The sequence below is a fragment of the Microbacterium sp. FW305-3-2-15-F-LB2 genome (assembly GCF_058787255.1).
The window spans coordinates 531,265-555,068 of record NZ_JBYSZO010000001.1 but is presented as its reverse complement, the minus strand read 5'-3'; the positions used below and the strand labels follow the sequence as shown (position 1 = coordinate 555,068).

Sequence of the window (23,804 nt, the reverse complement as noted above, 5' to 3'; positions counted from 1 at the left end):
GGCTACTTACCACTCTTTCCGGCCTTGCGGCGCACAACCTCGCCCGCGTACCGCACACCCTTGCCCTTGTAGGGCTCGGGCTTGCGGATCTTGCGGATGTTGGCGGCGGCCTCGCCGACGGCCTGCTTGTCGATGCCGCTCACGGTCAGCTTGTTGTTGCCTTCGACCGTGAGGGTGATGCCCGCGGGCGGGTCGATCAGGACGGGGTGCGAGAAGCCGAGGGCGAACTCGACCGAGCTGCCCTTCTGCGCCACGCGGTAACCCGTACCGACGACCTCGAGGCCCTTGGTGTAGCCCTGGGTGACACCGATGATGTTGTTGTTGATGAGCGTGCGGGTCAGGCCGTGAAGCGACCGCGACTCGCGCTCGTCGTCGGGGCGGGTGACGAGAACCTGGTTCTCCTCGACCGACACCTCGAGGGGGGATGCCACGGTGAGCGTGAGCTCGCCCTTGGGGCCCTTGACGGCGACCTCCCGGCCGTTCACCGAAACGGTGACACCGGCGGGGATGTCGATGGGAAGACGTCCAATACGCGACATGTCAGATCACCACACGTAGGCGAGGACTTCCCCGCCGACGCCCTTCTGCTCGGCCTGACGGTCGGTGAGGAGACCGGAGGAGGTGGACAGGATGGCGACGCCCAGGCCGCCGAGGACCGTGGGGACCTCGGTGGACTTCGCGTACACGCGAAGACCGGGCTTCGACACGCGCTTGATGCCGGCGATCGACCGCTCGCGGTTCGGGCCGTACTTCAGCGTCAGGGTGAGGGTCTGGCCGACACGGGCGTCCGAAACGGTCCAGCCGGCGATGTAACCCTCCTGCTTGAGGATTTCGGCGATGTGGGTCTTGAGCTTGGAGCTCGGCAGCGACACGGAGTCGTGGTGCGCCGAGTTCGCGTTGCGCAGACGGGTCAGCATGTCTGCGACCGGGTCTGTCATCGTCATGTGTTGCTTCTTTCGATCATGAGGTTTCGACTGCCGTTACACGACAGGCGACCTTCGATGAGAGGCCCCCGGGATCCCGGGGGCCCGGGGCTCAGGCCTGAGCGTCCGCCGACTGGAACGGGAAGCCGAGCTGACGCAGCAGCGAACGACCCTCGTCATCGGTCTTGGCGGTGGTGACGATCGTGATGTCGAAACCACGCACGCGGTCGATGCGGTCCTGATCGATCTCGTGGAACACGGACTGCTCCTGGAGACCGAAGGTGTAGTTGCCGTTGCCGTCGAACTGCTGGGCCGAGAGACCGCGGAAGTCGCGGATACGGGGCAGAGCGAGGTTGACGAGGCGGTCGAGGAACTCCCACGCACGGTCACCGCGGAGGGTGACGTGTGCACCGATGGCCTGGCCCTCGCGCAGCTTGAACTGCGCGATGGACTTGCGGGCCTTGGTGACGATGGGCTTCTGACCGGTGATCTTGGTGAGGTCGTCGACCGCACCATCGATCACCTTGCTGTCACGAGCTGCCTCGCCGACACCGGTGTTCACGACGACCTTGACCAGGCCGGGGATCTGCATGACGTTCGCGTAGCCGAACTCTTCCTGCAGGGCCTTCTTGATCTCGGTGTTGTACTTCTGCTTCAGGCGGGGCTGGATCTTGCCAGCCTCCGCGGCAGTCACAGTGCTCATTCTCAGAGGTCCTTGCCTGACTTCTTCGCGAAGCGCACGCGGACGGTGCGCTTGACGCCGTCCTTCACCTGCTCCTCGACACGGTGGCCGACACGGGTCGGCTTCTTGGTGGAGGGGTCGACGAGCGCGACGTTGGAGATGTGGATCGGGGCCTCGAACGTCTCGATGCCGCCGGTCTTGGTCCCGCGCTGGGACTGGCCCACGCGGTTGTGCTTCGTGACGTAGTTCACGCCCTCGACGATGACGCGGTTCTGCTCGGTGAGGACCTCGAGGACCTTACCCTGCTTGCCGCGGTCTCCGCCGCGCTCGGGCTTGGCGCCCGAGATGACCTGAACCAGGTCGCCCTTCTTGATCTTCGCCATGATCAAATGACCTCCGGGGCGAGCGAGACGATCTTCATGAACTTCTTGTCGCGAAGCTCACGGCCGACCGGTCCGAAGATGCGGGTGCCGCGGGGCTCCCCGTCGTTCTTCAGGATCACGGCGGCGTTCTCGTCGAACTTGATGTACGAGCCGTCGGGACGACGGGTCTGCTTGACCACTCGGACGACGACGGCCTTGACCACGTCGCCCTTCTTGACGTTTCCACCGGGGATCGCGTCCTTGACCGTGGCGACGATGACGTCGCCCAGGCCCGCGTACCGACGGTTCGAGCCGCCGAGCACACGGATGGTCAGCAGCTCCTTGGCGCCGGTGTTGTCGGCGACCTTCAGCCGGGATTCGTTCTGAATCACTTTTTACTCCTTGGGTTCCAAGCAGCCGCGAGGCTTACTTGGCCTTCTCGAGGATCTCGACCAGGCGCCAGCGCTTGGTGGCGCTGAGCGGACGGGTCTCGTTGATGACGACCAGGTCGCCGATGCCGGCCGAGTTCGTCTCGTCGTGGGCCTTGACCTTCGACGTGCGGCGGATGACCTTGCCGTAGAGCGGGTGCTTCACGCGGTCCTCGACCTCGACGACGATCGTCTTGTCCATCTTGTCGCTGACGACGTAGCCGCGACGCGCCTTGCGGTAACCGCGGGCGTTCTCGTCGCGCACGTCGTTGGCGGCGTGCTCGTGACCGACGACCTGCGCCTCGGCCTCTGCCTTCTTCGCGGTAGCCATTACTCCGCCTCTTCCTTCACGGCGTCGTCAGCGGCATCCGCCTTCTTCACCTTGGTCTTCTTCGCCTTGGTCGCCTCGACCGGGGCCGGCGTGGCACGGATGCCGAGCTCGCGCTCGCGGATCACCGTGTACAGCCGCGCGATGTCGCGCTTGACCGCACGGATGCGGCCGTGGCTCTCGAGCTGGCCGGTGGCCGACTGGAAGCGCAGGTTGAACAGCTCTTCCTTGGCCTTGCGCAGCTCCTCGACGAGGCGCTGGTCTTCGAACGTGTCGAGCTCGCTCGGGGCGAGCTGCTTGGTGCCGATCGCCATTACGCGTCGCCTCCCTCGCGCTTGATGATGCGTGCCTTGAGCGGCAGCTTGTGGATGGCACGGGTCAGGGCCTCACGAGCGAGTTCCTCGTTGACGCCCGCGACCTCGAAGAGGACGCGACCCGGCTTGACGTTCGCAACCCACCACTCGGGCGAACCCTTACCGGAACCCATGCGGGTTTCGGCCGGCTTCTTGGTGAGCGGACGGTCGGGGTAGATGTTGATCCACACCTTTCCACCACGCTTGATGTGACGCGTCATCGCGATACGAGCGGACTCGATCTGACGGTTGGTCACGTAAGCGGGGGTCAGAGCCTGGATGCCGAACTCACCGAACGACACCTCGGTGCCACCGGTGGCCTGGCCCGAACGACCGGGGTGGTGCTGCTTGCGGTACTTGACCTTGCGGGGGATGAGCATTACGCCGACGCTCCTTCTGCCACGGGGGCCTCGTTGCGGGGGCCACGACGACGGTCGCCGCCACGGTCGTCACGACCGCGGGACTTGGGGGCGTTGGCCTGCTCGCGGGCGAGCTCCTTGTTGGTGAGGTCGCCCTTGTAGATCCAGACCTTCACGCCGATGCGGCCGAAGGTCGTCTTGGCCTCGTAGAAGCCGTAGTCGATGTTCGCGCGCAGGGTGTGCAGGGGCACACGGCCTTCGCGGTAGAACTCGGAGCGGCTCATCTCGGCGCCGCCGAGGCGGCCCGACACCTGGATGCGGACACCCTTGGCGCCGGCGCGCTGAGCGCCCTGCAGACCCTTGCGCATCGCGCGGCGGAAGGCCACGCGGGCGGAGAGCTGCTCGGCGACGCCCTGGGCGACGAGCTGAGCGTCGGCCTCGGGGTTCTTGACCTCGAGGATGTTCAGCTGGATCTGCTTGCCGGTGAGCTTCTCGAGGTCGGCGCGGATGCGCTCGGCCTCGGCGCCGCGGCGACCGATCACGATGCCCGGGCGGGCGGTGTGGATGTCGACGCGAACGCGGTCACGCGTGCGCTCGATCTCGATGTTGCTGACGCCCGCGCGGTCGAGCGAGGTGGTCAGCAGGCGACGGATCTTGATGTCCTCGGCGAGGTAATCGGCGTAGCGCTGTCCGGGCTTCGTCGAGTCGGAGAACCACCGCGACACGTGGTCGGTGGTGATGCCGAGGCGGAAGCCGTACGGGTTGACCTTCTGTCCCATTACTTGCTCGCCTTCTTGTTGGCGCGAGCCGGGGCCGCAGCAGCGTCTTCCGGCGTCGCGAGCACGACCGTGATGTGGCTCGTGCGCTTCTTGATCTGGAAGGCGCGACCCTGTGCGCGGGGCTGGAAACGCTTGAGCGTCGTGCCCTCGTCGACGTACGCGTTCTTCACGTACAGGTCGGCGTCATCCAGGTACTCGTTCGTCTTGTCGGCGGTGACGCGAGCGTTCGCGATCGCCGAGGCGACGAGCTTGTAGATCGGCTCACTCGCGCTCTGGGGCGCGAACTTCAGGATCGCGAGGGCCTCTTCGGCCTGCTTTCCCTTGATGAGAGCGACGACACGACGAGCCTTCTGAGGGGTCACGCGGATGTGTCGCACGCGTGCGATGGACTCCACCATTTCTCTCTCCTCTTACGCCCCCGCGTCAGCGGCGGCGGCCCTTCTTGTCGTCCTTCACGTGGCCGCGGAAGGTGCGGGTGGGCGAGAACTCGCCCAGCTTGTGGCCGACCATGGTCTCGGTCACGAACACGGGGATGTGCTTGCGACCGTCGTGCACGGCGATGGTGTGTCCCAGCATGGCGGGGATGATCATCGAACGGCGCGACCAGGTCTTGATGACGTTCTTGGTGCCGGCTTCGTTCTGCGAGACGACCTTGCGAAGCAGGTGCTCGTCGACGAAGGGGCCCTTCTTAAGGCTGCGAGGCATCTTCCTCTACTCCTACTTACGCTTCTTGCCGGCGGTGCGACGGCGGACGATCAGCTTGTCGCTTTCCTTGTTCGCGTGGCGGGTGCGGCCCTCGGCCTTACCCCACGGCGACACGGGGTGACGACCACCGGACGTCTTGCCCTCACCACCACCGTGCGGGTGGTCGACCGGGTTCATGGCGACACCGCGGACGGTCGGGCGGACGCCCTTCCAGCGCTTGCGGCCGGCCTTGCCCCAGTTGATGTTCGATTGCTCGGCGTTGCCGACCTCGCCGATCGTGGCGCGGCAGCGCACGTCGACGTTGCGGATCTCACCCGAGGGCAGACGCAGCTGCGCGTAGGGGCCGTCCTTGGCGACCAGACGTACCGAGGCGCCGGCCGAACGGGCCATCTTCGCGCCGCCACCGGGGCGCAGCTCGATCGCGTGGATCACGGTACCGGTCGGGATGTTGCGCAGCGGCAGGTTGTTGCCGGGCTTGATGTCGGCACCGGCACCGGACTCGACGACATCGCCCTGCGACAGCTTGTTCGGCGCGAGGATGTAGCGCTTCTCGCCGTCCACGTAGTGCAGGAGCGCGATGCGCGCGGTGCGGTTGGGGTCGTACTCGATGTGAGCGACCTTGGCGTCGATGCCGTCCTTGTCGTTACGACGGAAGTCGATCAGACGGTACTGACGCTTGTGACCGCCACCGATGTGACGCGTCGTGATGCGGCCCTGGTTGTTACGGCCACCGGTCTTCGACAGCGGGCGCAGCAGCGACTTCTCGGGCGTCGATCGGGTGATCTCGGCGAAGTCGGCCACCGACGAGCCGCGGCGACCAGGCGTCGTGGGCTTGTACTTGCGAATAGCCATTGTTCTTGTCCTCTATCCCGACCGTCAGCCGACTGCCGTGAAGATGTCGATGGTCCCCGACTTGAGGCTGACGATCGCGCGCTTGGTGTCCTTGCGCTTGCCGATGCCGAAGCGGGTGCGACGGGCCTTGCCCACGCGGTTGATCGTGTTGACCGAGGCCACCTTGACGCCGAAGATCTTCTCGATGGCGAGCTTGATCTCGGTCTTCGAGGCGCGGGGGTCCACGAGGAACGTGTACTTGCCCTCGTCGATGAGCGAGTAGCTCTTCTCGGAGACGACCGGCTTCAGGATGATGTCGCGCGGGTCCTTGTTGACGGTGGTCATGCCGAGACCTCCTCGGTGACGCCGGACTTCGACGCGACGAACGCGTCGTAGGCGGCCTTGGTGAAGACGATGTCGTCGGAGACGAGCACGTCGTAGGCGTTCAGCTGGCCGTAGGTCAGCACGTGGACGTACGCGAGGTTGCGCACGCTCTTGACGGTCAGCTCGTCGTCGCGGTCGATCACGACGAGGACATTCTTGACCGCACCGAAGGCGTTCAGAACGGCGGCCGCGGCCTTGGTCGACGGAGCACCCTCGATGCCGAAGGTCTCGACGACGTGCAGACGCTCGCCGCGAGCCCGGTCGCTCAGCGCGCCCAGGAGGGCGGCGGCGATCATCTTCTTGGGGGTGCGCTGGCCGTAGTCACGGGGCTTGGGGCCGTGGACGATGCCACCACCGGTCATGTGCGGCGCGCGGATCGAACCCTGACGGGCGTTACCCGTGCCCTTCTGCTTGAAGGGCTTGCGACCGGCACCGGAGACCTCACCACGACGCTTGGTCGAGTGGGTGCCCTGGCGGGCGGCGGCGCGCTGGGCGACGACGACCTGGTGGATCAGCGGGATGTTCGTCTTGACGTCGAAGATCGCGGCGGGCAGCTCCACGGAGCCGGCCTTCTTGCCGTCGGACTTGCGAACGTCGAGCGCGAGAGTCGAGTCAGCCATGAGATCAGGCACCCTTCACTGCGTTGCGGACGTAAACGATGCGGCCGCGGGCACCGGGGACGGCGCCCTTGACGAGCAGCAGACCCTTCTCGGCGTCGACGGCGTGCACCGTGAGGTTGAGGACGGTCACGCGCTCGCCACCCATACGGCCGGCCATGCGCATGCCCTTGAAGACGCGGCTCGGGGTCGACGACGCGCCGATCGAACCGGGCTTGCGGTGGTTGCGGTGCGAACCGTGCGAAGCGGAGACACCCTTGAAGTTGTGACGCTTCATGACACCGGCGGTGCCCTTGCCCTTGCTGGTGCCGACGACGTCGACCAGCTGGCCGGCCTCGAACAGGCCGTCCACGGTGAGCTCCTGACCGAGCGAGTAGTCAGCGGCATCCGCGGTGCGAACCTCGGTGAGGTGACGACGCGGGGTCACGCCCGCGGCCTCGAAGTGGGCCGTCAGGGGCTTGTTCACCTTGCGGGGGTCGATCTGGCCGTAGCCGATCTGAACGGCGTTGTAGCCGTCCTTCTCGACAGAGCGGAGCTGGGTCACGACGTTCGGAGCGACCTCGATGACGGTGACGGGAACGAGCTTGCCGTTCTCGTCCCACACCTGGGTCATGCCGAGCTTGGTGCCGAGGAGGCCCTTGGAGATCTTGGAGTTGATGTCAGCCATGTCGAACCTCAGAGCTTGATCTCGATGTTGACATCGGCCGGGAGGTCGAGGCGCATCAGCGAGTCGACGGCCTTGGGCGTCGGGTCGATGATGTCGATGAGGCGCTTGTGGGTGCGCATCTCGAAGTGCTCGCGGCTGTCCTTGTACTTGTGGGGCGACCGGATGACGCACACGACGTTCTTCTCGGTCGGCAGGGGAACCGGGCCCACCACGGTGGCGCCGGCACGGGTCACGGTGTCGACGATCTTGCGCGCGGACGAGTCCAGTCCGGCGTGGTCGTACGACTTCAGGCGAATGCGGATCTTCTGTCCCGCCATTGTCTGCTCACTCTCTTTCTCGCGTCTTACCCGACCAAGGGCATCGGACGCACGGTGGCGCTCTCGCGCCCTGGCACTTCCCCTCGCTTTCGCGAGAGATGCTGCACCGCTGTTCAGCTGTCAAACCGGACGCCATGGCATCCGGCCCGCCCCTCGCACGCAGGCGTGCGAATCCCGTGAAGGATGAGGGGGTTCGGTGTGTGTTCTGCTGCCCGCGGCCCAGGACCCTGCGCTCACGCGCCGCCTGTGCACTGCCCTGGCAGTGATCCTGGCGCGCGCCGAGCGCACGCCGGAATGTGGAACCTGGATAGTCTACGGGCCACTCGGGCGTGTCGCAAACCCGGGCGTGTCGCGTCCGGCATATCCTCAGCCCCCGCTCGTCAACGCGACGACGCCGCCCCCGATTCCCGGGGACGGCGTCGCGCGAATGTCGCGGTTCTCAGGCGTTGCCGATGTTCTTGTCGACGTTCTCGCGCACCTCGTCCACCTTGGCGTGGTGCTCCGCCGGGACGACCTTCTTGATGGCGTCAGCAGCGCCGTCGAGGACCTTGTCGCTGACCTCCTCGGCCTTCTCGCTCTTGAGAGCCTCCTCGATCTTGTCGCGGTTCTGCTCGAGGAGCTGCTTGCCCTTGTTGATGATGTCGTCGACACCCATGTGCGTCTCCCTCGGTGAACGGTGGAGGTAGCGACCGTGCACACGTCGTGCAGGCCGTTGCAGATGCACCCACCTCGGTAGCCCGGTGGCCACGACGCAGATCTTAGGCAAGAGTTTCACCGCGACGACAACGCTTTTCGCATTATCTGTCGGTATTTGCATCTTCTATGTCCGCACCGACCCCCCGTAAGGTCGGAGATATGAGGAGGACGATTGCAGCGCTCGGCATGACGGGGCTCTTGCTCGTATGCGCGGGCTGCGTCGCCCCGGACATTAGCGTGACCGACTCCCGTGGCCCGCAAAGTTCCGCCTCACCGGCATCGGCATCTCCGAGCACAAGCGCCACGGAGAACTCCCCCACCGACCTTCCCAACGAAGCACAGCCCGTCACACCAGAGACGGAAGCCGAGTTGGCGATCGGTTCAGAAGAGGCATACCTGGCTGCTGTTCGCGAGGCCTGGCAGGGCGGCGAGACGCCAGAAACGACGTGGATCGAGCTCGGCAACAATGCGTGCTCTGAACTAGAGGGAGGCAAGCCGGAGCCTGATATATACGTCATGGCTGACGATTCCGACGCATCACGGTCGAACAACGATCTCGTCGTTTCCCAGGCTCACAAGAATCTCTGCCCACAGTACGGCTAAGGAACGGGCGAAGCGCTCTGTGGCCAGCCGCCTAGATTGCTCCACCGCATGAAGCCCCCTGATCAGCACGCGAGACGAAGGACTCCAAATGACTTTTCCGATATCTCAGCCCGATCGTGCACTAGGCGGCTCCCACTCGCGACGCGGAGTGTTGGCCGCCGGCGTCGCGGCGGTGGGCGGGTGGGGCGCAAGCTCCCTGATGCAGCCCTCCAGTGCGCACGCCGCAGACACACCCGCTTCATCCGAAGTTGTCGATCAGATCGCAATCGTCGCAACCCCCGACAGGTTTCCCGGCCTGGACCCCACCGGTGCAGCGGATTCCGCCGCGGCGCTGAAAGCTGCGATCGCTGCGTGCCCCGAAGGGGGCACCGTCATCGTTCCGGCGGGAACCTATCGCCTCGCGTCAACCCTGTCGAACGAGGGCAAGAGCCTCACCCTGATCGGCGACGAGGCAACACTCGTGCGCGCGCACCCCACCGCGGCCGCTGTCCTCTTGACGGGTGCATACGACGATCCGTTCTCGGTCACCTCCATCACTCCCGTGTCGGTGGAGTTGGGTGGCGGGGCACAGCCGGGCGTGCAGCTGGCGATGTCGTCAGCGCCTGGATGGTCACGCGGTGACGTCGTCAAAGTGTTCGCCGACGACGAGCTCCCCGAAGTCAGACAGGATTCCTCGAACAAGTCACGGGTCGGGGACTTCATGGTGGTCGACCGGACGTCGGGCAACTCGGCGATCCTCGTCGGATCGCCGAATGGCGAATTCTCCACCAACATCCGCGCGGCCCGCCTTCGCGATATTCCCGTTCGATTCGAGGGCTTCCGGATCGACACGGACCCTGCCGGGGTCTCTGCCGGGTGGGGCGGAACAACGATCGTGGTCTCCGCGCTCATGCGTCCCGCGATCCACGACATCCATGTGCGCCTTGCGACGGCAACCGCCATTCTCATGCGCGGGTGCTATGCCTACGACGTCGAGAGTGTGCAGATCGACCGTGCCGTTGACAATCCCTCAGCGGGCCAATTCGGATACGGAATTCTCGACAACTCGAGCGCCTACGGGGTCGTGCGCAACCTCCACGCCCGAAGAGTGCGTCACGCGTACTCGGACGACACGCCGCGCATCGCGACAAACTCATCCGTAGTCCTCTATGGCGCTACATACGGAACACGAGTCATCGATTCAGTGTGCCACGGCGCATCGGCCGCAGCATTCGACACGCACTCCTGCTCAGAATTCGTCACCTTCGACAACTGCATCGCCGTCGACAGTCGCGAGGGATTCTCGCTCCGCGGCCGCAACCATGCGGTGAAGAGTTGCAGCGCCATCCGATGCACCAGCGGCGCGCAGGTAATCACGGAGTCGAGCGGCGCCGATGCGTCCTGGGGACACCGCATCACCGATTTCCACGGTGAAGGGCTCACCGGGACGGGAATTCGGATCATCCCCCGCACATCATCCTCCCACTCCAAGTACAACCAGCGCGAGACGAGAGAGGTCCTGCTGCGCAACATCAATCTCAGGAATTCGGCAATGCCGTTCATGCAGGTCAACAACGCCATCGTGGACGTGAACGGATTCCACGCCACAGCCCCCTCGAGGGTCGATGACGGTGCGAACTGTGCCATCCTTAGCAACAGCGTGGTGCGCGGTCGAGACTGGACCATCGACCTACAGAACGTCACCTCCGGGGCGTCCCTGCGAGGCGTCCAGAGCCGACAGACGGGCGAGCTGTCCATTGACGGCGTCGAGATGCGATGGCGAGACGGCGACGCGAGCCGGGTGCAAGGCGTGGTCGTGGGGGAATCCTCCGTGACGGTGAGCATCCGCAACGCCCGCCTGACCGAGCCGTTGTCGACCCCGTCGGTCGGGTTCGCGCGCGGATCGACGATCGACTGGACGTCGAAGGCGCAGGCTTCGCGTTTCATCACGCGCCGCGAGGACGAGGTTAGCAACAGCGAGACCGTTCGACTGATCTACCGGGCGGGCGATCCGCAGATCATCCTCATGTGCATCGTGACTGACGGCAAGACCGTTCCGGCGCTCGTTGCCAGCGCGATCCCCGGACAGATCTTGTACGTGGTGAATTCTGGTGAGAGCGCGGCCACGGTCACCGTTCGGCACGGCGCCGCGTACTTGACGAGCCTCCGCGGCGCGGCGAACCGTCGAATGACTCCGAACAGCATGATGTCACTGGTGTGGACCGGCACGATCTGGCAGCAACTAGCCTAAGAAGCACCGCGCCGATCGTTACAGTGAACTGGTGAACAGCACGCCACACGAACGACCGCGCCCGCAGAGGATCGACGTCCTCATGCGTCCATCGAAGGGCACCAATTCGCGTGCGCCGATCTATGCGCTGGTGTCCGCCCTGCCCGCAGATGTTCGGATCATCAAGTTCTCGTGGAAACGCGCGCTCGTCGGGAGGTGGGATGTCATTCACTTGCATTGGCCCGAATCGACGATCCGCGCATCCACATCGATGCGTCGCCTGGTGAAGTACGCCCTGTTCGTACTGCTCCTCCTTCGCATCCAGTTCTTCCGTAAACCCGCGGTGTGGACTGTCCACAACGAGTCCCCTCACGAACGTGGCACATCGGTCGAGTCACGCCTGTTGAGCTGGTGGGAGCGAGCCGCCACGCGGCGGGTCTACCTCTATCCGTCGATCACGCCCGCGGGAGATGATGCCGTCTTCATCCCGTTCGGCGACTATAGCCAGGTGGCGGAGGAACTCCGCGATCGACTCGACGTACCGCGGGACCCGCGCCACATCCTGCTCTTCGGACTCCTGCGCCCTTATAAGGGGATCGAGCAGTTGTTGGATGCATTCGAAGCGCTGCACCGATCGAATCAGGACGTTTCCCTCGCCATCATGGGTCGCCCGACCGATCCCGAGTACGGACGGGAGATCGGTTCGAAAGTGGGATCCGTCACCAGCGTCGAGTTCCGCGGCGAACTGCTCGAATATGAAGAGCTCGTCCAAGAGATCGGTCGAAGCGGCTTCGTCGTGCTCCCCTACCGACGCATGTACAACTCGGGCGCGGCCCTCCTGTCGCTCAGCTGCGGGACTCCCATCCTCGTCCCCTCCTCGCAGACCATGGACGATCTGCAGGCCGAATCGGGTCCGCAATGGGTACAGACCTACGAAGGAGAGATCACCTCCGAGATTCTGGACGAAGCCATGCGGCACTTCGAGTCGTCAGAGCACCTCCGCAGGAACGGAAAGGCCCTCCCCCTTCGGTCGTGGTCGACGGTGGGCGCCCAGTACGGCGATCTCTATCGCCGACTCGCCGCCGACAGGTCTCACTGAGGATCGACGAGGAGCGAGCGCATACGACGGCCGAGCTCGTCCAGACGCTCTCGCGCGTTCTCCGCGGCAGTGACGAGAGCTTCGCGACGATCAGCGATAGAGTTCGCCCGATTGACGATTGATCCCGCGTCGAGATCGCGGAAATCAAAGGACACGTCGTGGATCTCGGCCCCGGCGAAGGTGCGGTCCAACTTCTCGGAGGACCCGCTCGTCATTCCGACAGGCGCCGCCCCCTCCGTCAGCCCGATCACGAGGGCGTGGAGACGATCGCTGATCACTAGCTCCGCCCTTGCGTATATATTCCGGATCACGCGCTCGAAATCGTCGTGCGGCCCACCGGACCAGGGCGACATGAACTCGGCGTCCAGAGCGTCAGCGATCATCCGCGACCGATCCTTGTCCCGGACCACCTGATTGATCACGACCGGCCGAAGACCGCGCTCTGCGCCCAGCTGTTCGATGGATTTCAAGAAGGCCGACGTCGGCTCGGGACGGTCGCCGCGCATGGTCACGACGAGGAGGTCGCGCTTCGGGACCGCATCACCGGTGGCGATCAAGGCGAATGCCCAATCGGGCGTCACCTCGCCCGTGCCCGCGTAGTCTCGGCTGGGCGAGTCACGCCAGGTAGCGAGGCGGCTGAGGCGCGAAACGATGGCGATCTGCCAAGGAAACGGCCCGTGGGGTACGCGGAACGCCATACCCGTCTGGATCGTCATACCTCCGCGCAGGCGCACGAGGGCCGCAGTCGGAATGTCGGCGAGGGCGATCTTGGCACGTCTGCCGTTCAGCTGCACTTCGCCGGCATTCGTCACGAACGCCACGCGGTCAGACAGACCGGCCTTGAGGACTGCACGTTGCCACCGGGACCGGGATGTGTAGATGCGGTCTTCTCGGGTGAGGCCGAGACCCGCGGCATAGTCGGAAACGCCCGACCCCACAAGAATGTGCCGCTCCACCGCCGGGTGCAGGAAGGCATCGAGCATCGCTCGGCGCAAGACGGAGTCGCCCAGGTTGTCGGGCTGTCCGTGAGCAGCGATGAAGGCCTTCATGATTGATCCTCCTCAGGGCGGCGATACTCGATGACCACGTGGCCCCGAGCGGCGTCGAGGACACCCCATCCCCGCATCCAGGTGTTGAGTGAAGCGCTGTTCGGCGGCACGCGGCGCACTCTGTCGACAATGATTCGGAACGCCCCGAGGGCGAGGCGCGCGAAGCCTTCGACCCACGCCCGGCCTCGCCGCCCGTCCTCGACGAGGAGACGCCCTCGAACGTTACCCGTGCGACGCGCGCGCTGGCGTAACCATGCGAGGCTCATCCGGCTGATCGGGACGTCCTCGTAGACGATCGCCTCGTCACACCACACGATCTTCCCCCCGGCATTGCTGATGCGGTGAAAGAGGTGGGAATCGCTGCCACCGCTTGCCGAGAACCGCTCGTCGAAGCGCGGCAGGCTCAGGCTATCGATCGAGGAGCGGCGCACCAGGACGTTGTTCGTGGCGGCCTGGTCAAAAACCGTGCCGGTTGCGTACCGCGAGCGGCTGAAGAAGTTACCCTCGTGGACCCACTCCGGAGTCTCCGGCGGGAAGATGGACACGACCGGACCCCACACGGCATCCGCGTCGTTTTCGATCATGCACTGAGCCAGTGTCGCCAGCCACGAAGGGCTGGGGTATTCGTCATCGTCGATGAAGGCGATGAGCGGCTCCAAGGAGTGCTCGAGTCCGGCGTTACGGGCTGCCACGATCCCCGGGGTGGGCTCGAGGATGTACTCGAGCTCAAAGCTTGACGCCTCCGCCACCTCCCTCGCGGTGCCCTGGGGGTCGTTGTCCACGACGTACACGCGGTACGGGCCTCCGTACAACTGCTCCTCGAGCGCGCTCAAGAGCGTTCGTAACTGATCCGGGCGCTGGTAGGTCGCGACGCAGATGGCGACGGCATCAGGCGTGGTCAACGCCGAGCCTCTCAAGGAGGGAGACAGCCTTGTAGTGCCAGGTCGTACCCGCCGGGATGGTCGTCGGCTCGCGCCTTACGCGCGCACCACCCGCAATCAGCGAAGCAAAGACCGCTTCCTGCTCATCACGACCAGCGACACGAACACCGTCGAGCCCCCGATCCTTCGCCCCCAGCACCGGTGTTGTGATGACCGGGAGACCAGCAGCACGGTATTCGTAGGTCTTGATGACGTCGCCCCCCACCTCTCCTTCACCGACACGGTGAGGTACCCAGCCGATATCGAATGTCTGCAAGAGCGCGGGAACACGGTCGTAGTGCACATCGCCCAGCAACCGAATATTCGGTTGAGCGCGCAGAGGGGCTTCGTACTCCCGGTCGAGGATCGGCCCAGCAAAGATGAAGGACAGATCTGGGAACGCCACGGCAATACGGAGAACCAACTCGAGGTCCACCCGTTTGCCGATCTTGCCGACATATCCGACGGTTGTCGGTCCCGCTGCCAGCGATTGGGTCGGGAACCGCTCCGGGTCACACCCGTTCGTCACGAGTTGCGCATCCGACCTTCCGAAAGCCTGCGCTGTGGCCAGCGTCGCCTCGGAGTTCGCAGTGACGACATCCACTCGGTCGAACAGCCGCTGATAAGCAAGTCTGACCTCGCTTCGGATGACATCGAAAGCGTAGTGCTCCGTCCAATCGTCCAGCATGTCGAAAGCGAGCTTGCGGTCACCGGACGCGACGGCATCCCAGACGTTCGACACGCTGAGGAACGGATTCCAGATGACCGCAGGCACGGACGAGCGCAAACCCTCTGCGCTGTACGACTCCCGCGAAGTCCACCACCACCTCTGCCGCGGACCCTGGATCGGTATTCGCCAGCTCCAGCTGTCAAGCGCGCGCGTGTTCTCGGCGAGCGCGCCGCGCCGATGTGCGGGCCGGAAGACCTGGGGCTCGGGTCGGGAGCGCACGATGACGGGTCCGCGGCCCTCGAGAAGCCTCCCGAACCACTCTATGAAGTGACCGTCACGGGTGCGATATCCCTCATTGGAGAGCTTTCGCTGCCCGTGCATGGGGAACGTCGTCAGACTTTGTTCCATCGTCATCTCCGGCTCACACGATCGAGTTCGGCTTCGTAAGAGGAACACACGAGCTCCCACGAATAGAGTTCGGTCGCTCGCGCGGTGACGACCGCCGAGAGACGAGCCCTCTCAACCGGATCGAGCAGGAGCGAATTGACCGCATCAGCAATGTCTTTCGGGTTCGGCTGAACGAACTTCGCGCCCTCGGGAGACAGGACTTCCCGGTTGAAGACCGTGTCCCGCGCCACCACGGGTGCACCGCACGCCATCGCCTGCACGAGCGCCGGGTTCGTCCCTCCCACGCTGTGGCCATGGAAGTACACGCCGCAGTGCTGCCACAGGGAGAGCAGGAGATCGTCGTTGCGGACGTGGCCGAGCCACGTCACGTCCGCGTTCTGGTCCGCGAGTTGCCTCGCCCTTTCGTCGAACGGTCCACCATAACCGGAGGAACCGATGATGACGACGGGATGGCGTTGAGCGATCGAGGAGACGGCGTCGAAGAACTCGCCGACCGTGTTCTCAGGAACAAATCGAGCGACGACGAGGACGTACCGGCCACTTTCCACGCCCGGAGGCACCGGAAGATCCCCTGGGACGTCTCCGCCATATGGGATGAAGGTGCCCGTCCTGTTGAAATTCTCGGCCCAGTAGTCCCCGATCGCGTGCGCATCGAAGACCAGCGAATCGCCCCACCGCGCAGTCGCGCGCGCGCCCGTACGGAAGACCGCCTTCGCGAGACGACCCCATTTGTCGCGCTCCCATTCGATGCCATCGACGTTGACCACGGTCGGGATGCCGCGAGCCTTCAGCATGGGAAGCCAGTAGCCATTCGCCACATTCATGACCAAAGCAACGTCCGGGCGACGCCGAAGGGCGTCGAACGACGACGTGAACCCGTAGGACAGCGTGCTCAGTGACTTTGTCTCGAACCCGCGCGTGGTCCGAGTCGTCACCCGAGAGTCGCTATCGAAATCCGTTGGGGCGACAGTTGCTCCGGGACGACCGTAGACAGTCACGTCCCACTCGTGGTCCGCCAGGTACGGCGCGAGCACACGGACTGCGGTCTCGAAGCCCCCGTAGAAGCTGGGGTACCCACGTGTGCCGATGATCGCAACGCTACGTCGCCCAGATGCGGAGCCCGTCATTTTGAACTCTCCAGCTCAATCCATGCCCGCCTGATAGAGCGTTCCTCGAGGTACTTCTTCGGCGAGTAGTTCATCAACGCAAGCGCCAGGTATGTGTACTTCAGCAAGGGATTCTTCGCGAGGTGGTAACGGATGCGGTAGTAGGAAAGACGTAGATGGCGGCGATCTCGACCACGAAGATGCACGGCATGTTTCGCCATGTAGACCTTGGTCCCCGCGGCTCGTCGTTCAGTGTTCCCGGTCAGCTGACCCGTTCCATGCTTCACCTGGAGGGCAAGACGGTCCGAGACGGAGGTGTAGGTGTGCCCGGCGAGCAGGAATCGGAAGAAGAAGTCCGTGTCGTTCTTCACCGGTATCGACTCGTCGAATCCGCCGGAGCGCACGAAGGCTTCTCGGGTGAGCACCATGTTGCTGCCCGTTGTCCCCAGACTTACCGCCACCACGTCCTGTGCGGACTTATTCGGCTCGAGCGTCGGGGCTTCGACGCGCGTCTCTCCCTTGACCATCCACCGCGCTATGACGGCCATGTCCGCACCCGCGGCCGAAGCCGCATCGATCGCCGCTCGCAAATATCCGGGCTCCCAGACGTCATCGTCGTCGAGGAAGGCCAACACATCACCCTGAGCCACCGAAGCCCCTCCATTCCGGGAAGCAGATGCGCCACCGGGCGTCTGAGGGTCGTAGACGTACTGAAGCGGGATGTCGGTGGTCGCCGCGATGTCGGCGACCGTTCTTTCCGTTTCCTCATCAGGAACATCGCTACAGATGATGATCTCGGCGGGCGGCCTGGTCTGAGACAAGACGGACCCCACCGAGGCCGGGAGGAAAGCCGCTCGCTGGTGGGTAGGAATGATGACGGACACCCGCGCCGCCGCACGGATGGGTTCTGGGCCCTCGGCGAAGGATGGTCCTGGCTCCGCCGAGCGCAGCCCTTCGAAGTTTCGTTGCGACAACGCCGTAACGCGGGGCAAGCGTTCGGCGATCCTCGCACTCATCGAATCGAGCAGAGACTGATCGGCGACTCGCTCGGCGATCACGCGACCAAGGCCCGGCTCAGACGCCACCGCCAGTTCTTCGCAGGCGAACAGCTGACCGACACCCTCAACCTTGCCTTGGGTCGAGATGATGAACGCGGGCGTCCCTGTCGACAAAGCCATGATCCCCAAATGCATCCGGCCCGTGATGACGACGTCGGTCAACGACAGCAAGGCTCGGATCTGCGCAGGGCGAAGTAGTTCCTCGATGACCAACCACGGGGTGTCAGGGCTGGCGTCGACGACCTGCTGGACCGCCGCCATGTCACCGCCGGCCCCGCGATGTACATGAGGCAACAGCACCGGCAGATATCCCTGCTCGCGTAGCGCTTCCAGAATCACCTGGTACTCAGCCGGCTGATCCACGCGCTTCGATACCAATGCGCTGGCGTTGACCAGCGCGATCCTCTTCCCTGCTGCCCTGGCTCGACTCAGATCGCGAAAGACCTCGGTGTCCTCGTCGCGCACCCCGAGCGAAAAGACCGTGTCGCTTGCCTCGCGAGTCGGTCCGATCGAGGCCTTCGCCATCCGAGCGCGGCTCAGAGGATCGCGCACGAAGAGGCGCACTCCGGCTTTGGCGGCCCGAGCGGCTGCATAGGCGACGGGACGCGGTGCACGTCCATTCCAACTGAATCCCAGGATGCGGGTGGGCAGATGAGCCCGTTCGGAGGCAAGAGCGAGTCGCCACCGGAAGAGACTCGCGAATGCGTTGTATCCACCGTCCATGATGTCTGCGCCGGTGATGGACAGACTCGAAGCGCCACGAAGCACCCGGCCGAGACGCGCAAATGCCCGGACGAATGTGACGGGGTTCCGGGACATCAGGCCCTCGACGACGACCGCCTCTCGCGAACCGCGCCCGTACTGCGGAAGGATGACGGCTCCCGGCTTCATCAGCAGAACGCGAATGTCTCCATCGACCTGCTCGCAGAATACGTCGGCCATCGCCTGATCGCCGATGTTCCCACCGCCAGGAGCGGCGAAAAGCACGTGATATCGGCCCCTGGGGCGTGCAAATCGCGCGGCTCGCACGATCAACCCCAGTGCAACGGCACGGCCCGCCTCGGCAGCGGAGACGATCAGTTTGCTCGGAGTGGTCATCGTTTGTAAGCCCCTAATATCCAGTGAACGACGTACGACCCGGCTCACGACCCGCATTCATGCCAGTCTAAGCGAAGGCTAAGAATGCCCCGTGATGACTCTCCGCGGCGAGGTCCGCCGCCTCTGACCGGCCCGCGCACACGACCGAGACCAACGTGACCTACGATCGATCTGAACATGCGACACCAAGACGGACTGGAAGGGTAACCGTGCCACCGCTCCTTCTCGGCTTGATCGCCGTAGTCTGCATGATCCTGATGCTCGGCACGTTGCGCTGGTGGGCGACAGCCCTCATCGCGGTCATCATCGCCTTGACGCTCGTTCCACGCTCCCTCGGGGTCGAACTCGGGGGCGTGACCCTTCAGACATACGATCTCGCCATCCTCGCGGTGCTCATCATCGGTTTCATCGCATCTAGCGGACGCCCCAACTTCCTCCTGTTCCTGCCTTTCATCGCGCTGCTCTTGATCGGCGCCGCATTCGAGTGGGAGCAGAGCACGGAGCTGACGACGAGTGTCTTCTATCTCCTGGTCGGTGTCGCCGCATGGGCGGTCGGCCATTACTTCGCCAAGGGCTATGCGCCAGGAACACGACATGAGCTTGTGCTCGTCTACCTGCTCGCCGCGGTCATCCTGTTCCAGGTCGTCGTGACTGTGCTGCAGACTGCCGGTGTCCCCATCTTCGCGCTGCAGGGACGCACGGCCGAGCTCGAAGGTGGGCGCGCCAGTGGTACCTTCAGTCACCCTGGCACGGTCGGCAAGGTGATGATCCTCTTCATGGCGATCATTCTTCCGCTGACGAACTCCGCCAACCGTCACACCCGTCGGGTCGCCTACTTAGCGATGCTCGTCGCACTCATCCCCGTCGGACTCTCGGAGAGCAGAGCAAACTTCATCGGTTACCTGCTCACACTGCTCCTCTGGTTCATCATCATGCCCGCGCGGTCCGCGAAAGCATCCCGATTCGTTGTACCGGCTGTCGTCCTCGCCGGGGCTCTGGTCTTTTCCGGCACGATCATCGACCGATTCACCGGCGATCCCGAAGGCGGTGCCCGAGAGCACTTCGCGGAGGTCGCCCTGGAGGCGATCTCCAAGAATCCGTGGCTCGGCGTAGGTCCCGGCAATTACATTCCGGTCGTCGGTCAAACTGACAGCCTGACCGCGCAGGGTTGGCGCGTGCACAATATCTTCCTGCTGGAGATCACCGAACTCGGCATCCCCGGAGCAGTCTTCTTCTTCTTGCCGGCCGCAGTGCTGTTGATCCTCAGCGTGCGCCACATGCGCCGCGTGGACCAGCAGGGTGCGTGGGCCCGAGGAGCCATTGCGGCAGCAGCGGGAACCATTATCACCGCCGTCACCGGTTGGGGGCTGATGAATGGGTCGATCTTCATGATCTGGTTCCTTTGCATGGGCTTCGGCTACGGGATGCTGCGGCGGAAAGATCTCCGGGAACCTCAGCCCGTTAGCGCGGTAGGCGCGCCCGCCACAGAGGCCGCCCAACTCACGACCGCATGACACACGAATTCAGATTGAAGCCCGTCGAATGACCTCGCTCGCAGGAGCGGCAGCACGAGGCGCCGCGCATTCGCTGCTGGCGCAGTTCCTGAGATTCACCATCCAGTTCGGCGCGTTGATGGTGCTGGCACGCCTCCTCACGCCCGGGGACTACGGGACCGTTGCTCTCGTCACCTCGATCACGGGACTCGCGCTCCTCCTCGCCGACTTCGGGCTATCCTCCGCAGCGATCCAGGCACGGGAGATCACCCACCAGCAGAAGTCGAACCTCTTCTGGTTGAACACTGCCGTCGGCGTGATCGTGTCCGTCGTGGTCTTCTTCGCCGCCTATCCCATCTCGTGGTTCTACGGCCGCCCTGAGCTCGTCAACGTCGCCCAAGCGCTTTCGGTGGTATTCCTGCTCTACGCCGTGACCGCACAGTTTCGTGCCGAGGCGTCGAAAGAGCTGAGGTTCAAGGCCATGGCCATCGCCGATGTGACCGCTCAGTTCGTCTCCTTCGCGGCCGCGATCGCCTTCGCTCTTCTGGGCGCCACTTACTGGGCGCTCGTGCTCCAGCAGGTCTTGTCGGCCTTCCTCCTCCTCGTCATGCTGTGGGTTGCCGCGCGCTGGACGCCGACGTGGCCGTCGAGGCGAGCCAACATTCGGCCATTGATCAACTTCGGCGTCAACAACCTCGGTGTACAACTCATCACCTACGCCAGCAACAACGTGGACTCGGTGCTCATCGGTCGTTTCTGGGGGGTCGAGCAACTCGGCCTGTACAGCCGGGCGTACCAGCTCTACCGACTCCCCCTGCAGCAGCTCGCGGCGCCGATGACGAGAGTCGCGTTTCCCATCCTTTCCAAGATCGAGGACGATCTCACCTTCCAGCGATACGTGCGGCAGGCCCAACTCCTGCAGACGTACTTGATCGGCGGTGTCTTCTTCGCCGCGACAGCGCTCTGCTCGCCGCTCGTCGAGATCGTTCTAGGACCGGACTGGGACGAGACCAAGGCACTCTTCGCTGTGCTCGCCATAGGTGGCGTCTTCCAGACTCTCGGCTACGTCTACTACTGGGTGTTCCTTGCAAAGGCACTCACGGGTATGCAGCTGCGCTACACCATCACGTCCCGCAGCATCATGATCGCTCTCATGTGCGTGGGCGTCCCATGGGGCGCGATCGGCGTCGCGATCGGCATGACGGCCGGACTACTGCTCAACTGGGTGATCCTGACGTTCCGCGCGATGCCTAAGGCTGGACTCGCTCCCCGCCCCATCGTGATCGCCGCGGCTCGTCCCGTCGCTCTGTACACCGCGATGCTTGTGGTCGCCGCTCCCGTGATCTGGTTGACGTGGAGTTTGGCGCCCTGGTGGCAGATTGCGGCAATCGTGCCCACGATGGCGATCTTCCTTCTCCTCGCATACGCCCTCGTACCCGGGATCAGGAAGGACACAGCAGAGGTGCTCCGAATGGCCAAGCGGATCCGGCGATGACCAAACGTCCGGCATCCGATTCGTCTCGTATCCCGACCGGCTTCGACGCGCCCAGTCGACGAGAATTGATTGCTGGCGGTCTCGTCGCCGCGACCGGATCCGTCCTGCTCGACCGGGCGATCAAGAGCGGTGCGGACAGACCTCGTCCCGATCCTCCCTCCGTCGGTGACCTTGGAGGCGGATCGGTATACATCTCTTCCCAGGACTACCCCGGGATCGACCCGACGGGTCACGAGGACTCCGCTCACGGTTTGACGGAGGCACTGAACACCGTTCCTGTCGGCTGGGAAGCGGTCATCGCCCCAGGTCGGTATCTGGTCGGCAGCCCCATCGTGCCCGGCGGTGAGTCCATTCGTCTGTCCGGGTACGGCGTTACGCTCGTACAAACCGGTGCATCTCCGGTCATCTCCGTCAGTGCCACATGGGCCACGCCCGTCCGTGTCACCTCTTTCGAGACCGTCACCCCCGGTGACGAGACGGCGGGGTCGACAGCGAGGATCGTCGTCGACGGAGAGGTCCGCTGGGCTCCCGGCACCTTGATAAAAGTCTTCTCGGATGACGCCGTCCCGGGGTCTCGCGCGCCGTCAAGTGATCGTGCCTCCCGCAACGGCGAGTACGCCATCGTCGCGTCCAGTCGCGGGAACGAGGTCATCACGACGATGCGATTGCGCGAAACCTATTCCGACAACGCGCGCGTCGTCGAAGCCAGCCGCAGGACTGTGCAGATCCGCGGTTTTTCGCTCGAGGGGCAATCGCCCTCCGCGAAAGTCGTCGGGGCTTCGATGATTTACCTGGCGGGACTCCTGGCACCCCTCGTCGAAGACGTCCGTTGCATCAGCGCACATGGACCGGTCATCCACATGAATAGCTGTTACGCCTTCCACGTCGCACGGCTCGACGTCGCTTTCGCCGAGGACGACGCACCGCACCGCTTGGGATATGGCGTTCTGGACAATTGCAGCGAGTTCGGAACGGTTCGCGACAGCACGGTCCGGCATGCGCGTCACGCCTACACGGACGACACCCCAGCGATCCCCCGGAATAGCTCCAACCCTCACAGATACGGACGCTCGTACGGGAACCAAATCATTGCGTGCCGCGCAATTTCGCCTTCTCGTTCGGGATTCGACACGCACCATTCGAGTGAGAGCACCATGTTCTCGAACTGCTCGGTCGACTCCGGAGCGGACGACGTGGCCGCCTTCTCCCTGCGCGGGCGGAATCACCTCGTGGTCGGATGCGCTGCTCACCGCATCGGAATCGGAGTCCGAGCATTCACCGAGTCCGAGCGAGGCGGCGAATCGTTCGGCCACGTCGTCCAGGCATTCACGGCGGGGGCCATCGCCGACACCGCCATCGCGGCCGATATCCACCCAACGGGGCACCCGCGCGCCGGGGAGTTGGAGACTCGCCCCGTGCTCACCGTGACCGGTGTCGTCATCGACGGTGTGGCGAGCGCGATCCGAACGCGAAATGCCACCGTTTCTCTCAGCGATGTCTCGGCCCTGGTGAACAGTCGACGGCAGGGTGCGAGTTTCCTTCAGAACGAGGCGTCTGACGTGAAGGTAAGCAACTCATCATTCCGTGCCGACCTGGAGCAATCGTGGTCCCCCGTGTCCGGCGACTCCGCCGCAGACGGTCGAAGGGCGCAGGTGTCCCTCCGCCAGGTAGGGATCTCGATGAGTGCGTCGTCGCTGGACAGCACCGACTCGTTCTTCCATGGCGCCACTCAGATCGTCGACCTGCAGGGCGTCACCTTCTCCGCTCTTCCTTCGGGCGGGGTCGGCGCGGTCGCTCAGGGAAGCCGGGTCCAGTGGCAAACGCAGCCACAGAACTCGTCGGAGCCGGTACTCTCTTCCGCCGCCCATCGATTGACGGGTGATCTGAATGCACAGATCGCCCCGGTCTGGAACTCGACAGACGCGCACGTCGTCGTGGAGCTTGTGAGCACGAGCGGTGCGCCGACAGAGATCACCCTGAGTCGCCCGCCCCGCGCATTCCAGCTCCTCACCCTGATCTCAGCGTCGGACGGCGGGGACGTCCGCATTGGCGACACGTCGCTGGCGCCTTTCACATCGCGTACCGCGGAAGACAGGGTACTTCGCCCAGGCCAGGTGATGACCCTCACGTGGTTGGGATCGAGCTGGATCCAGGCTTCATAGCTT

The 23,804-nt window shown here is 64.4% G+C and carries 28 protein-coding genes; 6 read left to right on the top strand and 22 right to left on the bottom strand.

The window, feature by feature from the left end; all coding sequences use genetic code 11:
• Nucleotides 1-2: 2 nt before the first annotated feature.
• From rplF to AC3WLZ_RS02575, 17 genes are all read right to left on the bottom strand, one after another.
• Nucleotides 3-539 (bottom strand): 50S ribosomal protein L6, encoded by a 537-nt coding sequence (gene rplF / locus AC3WLZ_RS02655; protein ID WP_076491304.1) that lies wholly within the window; start codon nucleotides 537-539, stop codon nucleotides 3-5.
• 6 nt (nucleotides 540-545) lie between these two features.
• Nucleotides 546-944, bottom strand: a complete 399-nt coding sequence (gene rpsH / locus AC3WLZ_RS02650; protein ID WP_412923548.1) for a 30S ribosomal protein S8 — start codon at nucleotides 942-944, stop codon at nucleotides 546-548.
• Nucleotides 945-1,035: 91 nt separating this feature from the next.
• Nucleotides 1,036-1,626 carry a 50S ribosomal protein L5 gene (gene rplE / locus AC3WLZ_RS02645; protein WP_412923547.1) on the bottom strand — a complete coding sequence of 197 codons (591 nt, stop codon included), beginning with the start codon at nucleotides 1,624-1,626 and terminating at the stop codon, nucleotides 1,036-1,038.
• A gap of 2 nt (nucleotides 1,627-1,628) precedes the next feature.
• On the bottom strand, nucleotides 1,629-1,988 hold the full coding sequence (rplX, locus tag AC3WLZ_RS02640) for a 50S ribosomal protein L24 (protein ID WP_094736303.1): 360 nt from the start codon (nucleotides 1,986-1,988) through the stop codon (nucleotides 1,629-1,631).
• Between the two features lie 2 nt (nucleotides 1,989-1,990).
• The gene (gene rplN / locus AC3WLZ_RS02635) at nucleotides 1,991-2,359 is read right to left on the bottom strand and encodes a 50S ribosomal protein L14 (protein WP_013584005.1); all 369 of its coding nucleotides are present in this window, start codon (nucleotides 2,357-2,359) and stop codon (nucleotides 1,991-1,993) included.
• A gap of 34 nt (nucleotides 2,360-2,393) precedes the next feature.
• Complete coding sequence (rpsQ, locus tag AC3WLZ_RS02630; RefSeq protein WP_134125036.1) at nucleotides 2,394-2,726, bottom strand: 30S ribosomal protein S17; 333 nt, start codon at nucleotides 2,724-2,726, stop codon at nucleotides 2,394-2,396.
• Nucleotides 2,726-3,037 (bottom strand): 50S ribosomal protein L29, encoded by a 312-nt coding sequence (gene rpmC / locus AC3WLZ_RS02625; RefSeq protein WP_492468957.1) that lies wholly within the window; start codon nucleotides 3,035-3,037, stop codon nucleotides 2,726-2,728. Before rpmC ends, rpsQ begins: the two co-directional genes overlap by 1 nt.
• Nucleotides 3,037-3,456: a 50S ribosomal protein L16 gene (rplP, locus tag AC3WLZ_RS02620; protein WP_412923546.1), complete on the bottom strand. Its 420-nt coding sequence runs from the start codon at nucleotides 3,454-3,456 to the stop codon at nucleotides 3,037-3,039. The genes rpmC and rplP overlap by 1 nt, the downstream gene beginning before the upstream one ends.
• Nucleotides 3,456-4,214 carry a 30S ribosomal protein S3 gene (gene rpsC, locus AC3WLZ_RS02615; protein ID WP_058230882.1) on the bottom strand — a complete coding sequence of 253 codons (759 nt, stop codon included), beginning with the start codon at nucleotides 4,212-4,214 and terminating at the stop codon, nucleotides 3,456-3,458. Before rpsC ends, rplP begins: the two co-directional genes overlap by 1 nt.
• A complete protein-coding gene (rplV, locus tag AC3WLZ_RS02610; RefSeq protein ID WP_063256604.1) occupies nucleotides 4,214-4,612 on the bottom strand; it encodes a 50S ribosomal protein L22 in 399 nt (132 codons plus the stop codon). The genes rpsC and rplV overlap by 1 nt, the downstream gene beginning before the upstream one ends.
• 25 nt (nucleotides 4,613-4,637) lie before the next feature.
• Nucleotides 4,638-4,919, bottom strand: coding sequence for a 30S ribosomal protein S19 (gene rpsS / locus AC3WLZ_RS02605; protein ID WP_022878257.1), 282 nt, complete (start codon nucleotides 4,917-4,919; stop codon nucleotides 4,638-4,640).
• Between the two features lie 12 nt (nucleotides 4,920-4,931).
• On the bottom strand, nucleotides 4,932-5,771 hold the full coding sequence (gene rplB / locus AC3WLZ_RS02600) for a 50S ribosomal protein L2 (RefSeq protein ID WP_138174677.1): 840 nt from the start codon (nucleotides 5,769-5,771) through the stop codon (nucleotides 4,932-4,934).
• A gap of 24 nt (nucleotides 5,772-5,795) precedes the next feature.
• Nucleotides 5,796-6,095, bottom strand: a complete 300-nt coding sequence (gene rplW, locus AC3WLZ_RS02595) for a 50S ribosomal protein L23 (protein WP_134125041.1) — start codon at nucleotides 6,093-6,095, stop codon at nucleotides 5,796-5,798.
• Complete coding sequence (gene rplD, locus AC3WLZ_RS02590) at nucleotides 6,092-6,754, bottom strand: 50S ribosomal protein L4 (protein WP_412923544.1); 663 nt, start codon at nucleotides 6,752-6,754, stop codon at nucleotides 6,092-6,094. Before rplD ends, rplW begins: the two co-directional genes overlap by 4 nt.
• Nucleotides 6,755-6,758: 4 nt before the next feature.
• Nucleotides 6,759-7,418 carry a 50S ribosomal protein L3 gene (rplC, locus tag AC3WLZ_RS02585; RefSeq protein WP_134125042.1) on the bottom strand — a complete coding sequence of 220 codons (660 nt, stop codon included), beginning with the start codon at nucleotides 7,416-7,418 and terminating at the stop codon, nucleotides 6,759-6,761.
• A gap of 8 nt (nucleotides 7,419-7,426) precedes the next feature.
• On the bottom strand, nucleotides 7,427-7,735 hold the full coding sequence (gene rpsJ / locus AC3WLZ_RS02580) for a 30S ribosomal protein S10 (protein ID WP_013584016.1): 309 nt from the start codon (nucleotides 7,733-7,735) through the stop codon (nucleotides 7,427-7,429).
• A gap of 439 nt (nucleotides 7,736-8,174) precedes the next feature.
• A complete protein-coding gene (locus AC3WLZ_RS02575) occupies nucleotides 8,175-8,390 on the bottom strand; it encodes an Rv0909 family putative TA system antitoxin (RefSeq protein WP_292902910.1) in 216 nt (71 codons plus the stop codon).
• A 278-nt stretch (nucleotides 8,391-8,668) separates the two neighbouring features.
• On the opposite strand from AC3WLZ_RS02575, the gene AC3WLZ_RS02570 reads away from it, so the two are divergent.
• From AC3WLZ_RS02570 to AC3WLZ_RS02560, 3 genes are all read left to right on the top strand, one after another.
• Nucleotides 8,669-9,034, top strand: coding sequence for a DUF732 domain-containing protein (locus AC3WLZ_RS02570; RefSeq protein ID WP_492468956.1), 366 nt, complete (start codon nucleotides 8,669-8,671; stop codon nucleotides 9,032-9,034).
• A 148-nt stretch (nucleotides 9,035-9,182) separates the two neighbouring features.
• Complete coding sequence (locus AC3WLZ_RS02565) at nucleotides 9,183-11,264, top strand: glycosyl hydrolase family 28-related protein (protein ID WP_492468955.1); 2,082 nt, start codon at nucleotides 9,183-9,185, stop codon at nucleotides 11,262-11,264.
• A gap of 31 nt (nucleotides 11,265-11,295) precedes the next feature.
• Nucleotides 11,296-12,342, top strand: coding sequence for a glycosyltransferase (locus AC3WLZ_RS02560; protein WP_492468954.1), 1,047 nt, complete (start codon nucleotides 11,296-11,298; stop codon nucleotides 12,340-12,342).
• On the opposite strand, the gene AC3WLZ_RS02555 is transcribed toward AC3WLZ_RS02560, so the two are convergent.
• From AC3WLZ_RS02555 to AC3WLZ_RS02535, 5 genes are all read right to left on the bottom strand, one after another.
• Nucleotides 12,336-13,325, bottom strand: coding sequence for a polysaccharide pyruvyl transferase family protein (locus AC3WLZ_RS02555; protein ID WP_492468953.1), 990 nt, complete (start codon nucleotides 13,323-13,325; stop codon nucleotides 12,336-12,338). The two genes, AC3WLZ_RS02560 and AC3WLZ_RS02555, sit on opposite strands and share 7 nt — an antisense overlap.
• 62 nt (nucleotides 13,326-13,387) lie before the next feature.
• Complete coding sequence (locus AC3WLZ_RS02550; RefSeq protein WP_492468952.1) at nucleotides 13,388-14,293, bottom strand: glycosyltransferase family 2 protein; 906 nt, start codon at nucleotides 14,291-14,293, stop codon at nucleotides 13,388-13,390.
• Complete coding sequence (locus tag AC3WLZ_RS02545; RefSeq protein WP_492468951.1) at nucleotides 14,280-15,086, bottom strand: glycosyltransferase; 807 nt, start codon at nucleotides 15,084-15,086, stop codon at nucleotides 14,280-14,282. Before AC3WLZ_RS02545 ends, AC3WLZ_RS02550 begins: the two co-directional genes overlap by 14 nt.
• 305 nt (nucleotides 15,087-15,391) lie before the next feature.
• The gene (locus AC3WLZ_RS02540; RefSeq protein ID WP_492468950.1) at nucleotides 15,392-16,516 is read right to left on the bottom strand and encodes a glycosyltransferase; all 1,125 of its coding nucleotides are present in this window, start codon (nucleotides 16,514-16,516) and stop codon (nucleotides 15,392-15,394) included.
• On the bottom strand, nucleotides 16,513-18,651 hold the full coding sequence (locus tag AC3WLZ_RS02535; RefSeq protein WP_492468949.1) for a glycosyltransferase: 2,139 nt from the start codon (nucleotides 18,649-18,651) through the stop codon (nucleotides 16,513-16,515). The genes AC3WLZ_RS02540 and AC3WLZ_RS02535 overlap by 4 nt, the downstream gene beginning before the upstream one ends.
• 209 nt (nucleotides 18,652-18,860) lie before the next feature.
• Between AC3WLZ_RS02535 and AC3WLZ_RS02530 the strand changes: the two genes are divergently transcribed.
• Genes AC3WLZ_RS02530 through AC3WLZ_RS02520 form a run of 3 tightly spaced genes read left to right on the top strand, consistent with a single transcriptional unit; the run spans nucleotide 18,861 to nucleotide 23,801 of the window.
• Complete coding sequence (locus tag AC3WLZ_RS02530) at nucleotides 18,861-20,165, top strand: O-antigen ligase family protein (RefSeq protein WP_492468948.1); 1,305 nt, start codon at nucleotides 18,861-18,863, stop codon at nucleotides 20,163-20,165.
• Nucleotides 20,166-20,193: 28 nt separating this feature from the next.
• Entirely contained in the window at nucleotides 20,194-21,639 is a 1,446-nt protein-coding gene (locus AC3WLZ_RS02525) for a lipopolysaccharide biosynthesis protein (protein WP_492468947.1), read from the top strand.
• Nucleotides 21,636-23,801 carry a hypothetical protein gene (locus tag AC3WLZ_RS02520; protein ID WP_492468946.1) on the top strand — a complete coding sequence of 722 codons (2,166 nt, stop codon included), beginning with the start codon at nucleotides 21,636-21,638 and terminating at the stop codon, nucleotides 23,799-23,801. Before AC3WLZ_RS02525 ends, AC3WLZ_RS02520 begins: the two co-directional genes overlap by 4 nt.
• Nucleotides 23,802-23,804: the final 3 nt, after the last annotated feature.